Genomic DNA, 3190 nt, shown 5'->3' with positions numbered 1-3190 from the left:
GTCTGCAGGGATTACCGGTCCCGCCAGCCCTCCCGCAAATCCTTTGGACGAACCCGAATAGATTGCCAACGCGACCGAGAATGCTTAACCAATAGGCTTCCATGTTGTCTCCGCTCACCGGAACCGCAATGGACTCAAACTGTGCTTGCGAGCGACGTTCTCAAATCGCGGCACGGCGTCAGGGCGCCCGACCGGTGAAAAGATCGTGGAACCGCTGCAGGTACAGCGGCCAGCCTTGATCGCTATCGACCCCACCGCGCACGCTCTCCCAGCCTTCGCCGTGGCACTCGAAATTCCTGTGCTCGATCTCAACCCTGGTCCGGTTCTCCGTCTCCGCCGTGAACCGGACTTCCCATTCGCTGGTCTTGTTCAGGTCGGACTCAATCTGCCACCGCGGGTTGATATCCCAACTCAGAACCAGCCGGCTCGGCGGATCGTAAGTCAATACACGAGCCCAGCGACACTCGCTGCCGTCGACGCCGCGATCGTAAACGTGCCCCCCAACCCAGGCTTCAAAGATCGTCTCAGCAATGGGCACTGCGAGAAGATTGTGCTCGCGAGGTTTGAACCTGCCGAAATCCTCGGTGAAGACCTTGAAGGCACGCGCCATAGATGCCTCGACGACGACGGAGTGCCTTACAGGCTCGGTAGCAGGATGCTTGCTCATACCTGGTCCTTCTTTGGAGGCTCGACGACTAGTTTGTAGCCCGCCAGGGTCTTGCTCCAGAACTGATCGACTTCCGCGCGCAGACTTGCCAGGCCGCCGGGATCGATACGATATATGCTTTCCTTGCCCGAGCGCGTGTCGGCAACAAGCCCGGCCTCCTTGAGTACCTTCAGGTGCTGAGAGACCGCTGGTCTGGTTACAGGCAGCGCACGAGCAAGTCCGCTGACCGAACAAGGCTGTTCGAGCAACAGTTCGAAGATCGTTCGTCTCGTCGAATCTCCGAGCGCAGTCCAGTAGTTCGCGTTAGTGGCCACTAACGCGAACTTAAATCGACGGGCCTTCCATGTCAACCTTGGAGTAGTCGACGGGCGGCCCGTTGACTCTGATTAAGCCGCCTTGGCGGCCCCGTCTCGTCGCGCCTCCCGGGCGAGCCGCGGCGCATGCAAAAGCGCGAGCCGATGAGAGCGTTGCAGGACGATCTTGCCAAGGACCCGGACAGCCGATGCCGAGGTCATTACTGCAACCGGCTCCGATCCTGAGCCGATGGGAGGATCAGCGCGTCGCCGCCGGGAGAAGGTGAATTGACGGATGCATTCCCCTGTTGTCTCACCGCCTCTATCAACTCATGTGTTGCTTGAGCGACCTTGGCAACGGGCAATCGGTGCACGCAGTAGACGCCGCCCGGGTTGTTGGGTTTGCACAAATGGGGAGCAACACACTGGCAAGGCAATGGCGGCTCAACCGTGCGGTAAGGCACGCCAACTGGCCCCCAGACATCTGGGGGAGTGAGCCCGTAGAGGCCCACAACTGGAGTTCCGACCGATGCGGCCAAGTGCATTGGGCCGCTCTCGTTTCCCAGGAAGATAAACGCGTCCGCAAGCAATGCTGTTAGTGTCTCAAGCGAGGCTTTGCCAACAACGCTTGCCAACGGGGAGACCGCCACATTCAGGATACGTTGCGCGATTGCGCTCTCGTCAGGTCCGCCAATCAGCAGTGACCGCAGGCCCGTCGTTTCATAAACTTCATCGATCACTGCGGCGAACCGTTCAGGTTGCCAGCACCGCCCTTCGAACCTTGCTCCGGCGTGCACCGCGACGAAAGCTTTTGCATTCAGATTGCTCTGAGCCAGAATCTGGGTCGAAGCGCCTCGTCCGATGGATGTGGGCTCAAGCCTCGGTGTCACTTCACTCGACGTTATCCCGAGCGCTCTCAGCGGCGAAAGATATCGGTACAGGTAATGCGCGCCTCCCTGGCCGAAGGTTTCAGCAAATATATTGGCAGGCTGACTTTCCCAAGATTTTAGAGGCACTTCGGGGGGATCGTATCCGACGCGCATTGGGGCGCCGATCAGCTTGTGTAGCATCCTCGATGTCTTCGAGTCGGTCAGATCGATGGTGAGATCGAATTTTCGGCGGCGGAGCTCAGCGACCAAGCTTGAATATTCCTTCAAGCGCCTGGTTAGGCTTCTACCACCACCTCGAGGGTCGAATCCGATGGCTATGTCTGCGATACCCTGGCTGACCACCAAGTCTCGCAGGCCAGGAGCGCAAAGCATGGCCATGATGGCGTGTGGGTAGGCGACGCGCAGATTTCGCATAAGCGCCGAGGTCAGAATGACGTCCCCGATGTACTTCGCCTGGATAACCAGAATGGATTTGACAGCCAGCCGATCAGCCATCGAGATATTCAGCACGTCAAAACGATGGGGCAGGATGTTGGTCATTGGGCGCGCACAAACGTCCAAGAGAGCTCATGTGCCGCTTGTGGTGATCGATGGATCGGCAGCCTTGGAACCTCCGACCCATGCACCTCTCGTTTGTTCCACAAACAAAAAGGCAATCCCACGCAGCGCTCGCTGCCTGGGAGGAGCGGAACCGGGGCCTGTCGGTCTGCGGATGGCGTGGTCATGGCGTCTGTCCCTGCCAAAGCGGCAATCCGCTTTCTCTGGCGAAGTCTCTATCTTCCGCGTAGATGGGCTCGCCTCTTCTCGCCACCCGCCGAAGCAAATCCGCATCTTCGTCGGCATGATATCGGAAGGCGTTTCGGCTATCGTATCCATGCCCGGCCTGAGACAGGGAAAACCCGCTGACCACAACCGGAGCGAAGCCGGCGAAACGCGCAAGCATGACAGCGAAAGCCCCCGTGGAGATGTTCCGGTGCCAGCCGCGGGATACGTGAAATTTGCCGCTAAGCCGCCAGACGATGTTGGCAAGCTGCCACCTGGTAAGCGCCTGCAAGGTGTCGTAACGATAATCGAAGGTGCGACAGCCGGCTTTCAGCTTGTCCTCCACGTCAGGCCAGATCGGGACGATCAGATGCTTTGCCTGCCGCCCTTTTAGCAAGTCACGCTTGTAGAAGTCCTGCTCACCTTGGCCAACCAGAATGCCGCGACGCATCAGCGCCATATCAGGAGCGGCGAGGCCAAAGGTTTCCGCCAAAATCTGGGAAGCGTTGACGGTTACAAGCGCCCAACCGGCATCATGTCCGTACGGGAGGCGAAAATTCGGCGCCGATCCCATGACC

The 3190-nt window shown here is 59.1% G+C and carries 4 protein-coding genes; all 4 read right to left on the bottom strand.

What is annotated here, in order from left to right; translation table 11 throughout:
- Window positions 1–178: 178 nt before the first annotated feature.
- Entirely contained in the window at window positions 179–667 is a 489-nt protein-coding gene (locus tag EN949_RS34155) for an SRPBCC family protein (RefSeq protein WP_127367185.1), read from the bottom strand.
- On the bottom strand, window positions 664–1017 hold the full coding sequence (locus EN949_RS34150) for a metalloregulator ArsR/SmtB family transcription factor (RefSeq protein WP_082827621.1): 354 nt from the start codon (window positions 1015–1017) through the stop codon (window positions 664–666). Before EN949_RS34150 ends, EN949_RS34155 begins: the two co-directional genes overlap by 4 nt.
- Window positions 1018–1181: 164 nt before the next feature.
- Window positions 1182–2390: a glycosyltransferase family 9 protein gene (locus tag EN949_RS34145; protein ID WP_127370228.1), complete on the bottom strand. Its 1209-nt coding sequence runs from the start codon at window positions 2388–2390 to the stop codon at window positions 1182–1184.
- A gap of 181 nt (window positions 2391–2571) precedes the next feature.
- Window positions 2572–3190: hypothetical protein (locus EN949_RS34140; RefSeq protein ID WP_127371951.1), on the bottom strand; the 619-nt coding region annotated here is incomplete at its 5' end.

It is taken from the genome of Mesorhizobium sp. M7A.F.Ca.US.007.01.2.1 (assembly GCF_003998165.1).
Lineage (GTDB): Bacteria > Pseudomonadota > Alphaproteobacteria > Rhizobiales > Rhizobiaceae > Mesorhizobium > Mesorhizobium ciceri.
This window is presented reverse-complemented; position numbering and strand designations above follow the sequence as displayed.

What these genes read in the sequence shown, in the direction of transcription:
- EN949_RS34155 (WP_127367185.1), bottom strand. Translation starts at nt 667, where the DNA reads ATGAGCAAGCATCCTGCTACCGAGCCTGTAAGGCACTCCGTCGTCGTC.
- EN949_RS34145 (WP_127370228.1), bottom strand. Translation starts at nt 2,390, where the DNA reads ATGACCAACATCCTGCCCCATCGTTTTGACGTGCTGAATATCTCGATG.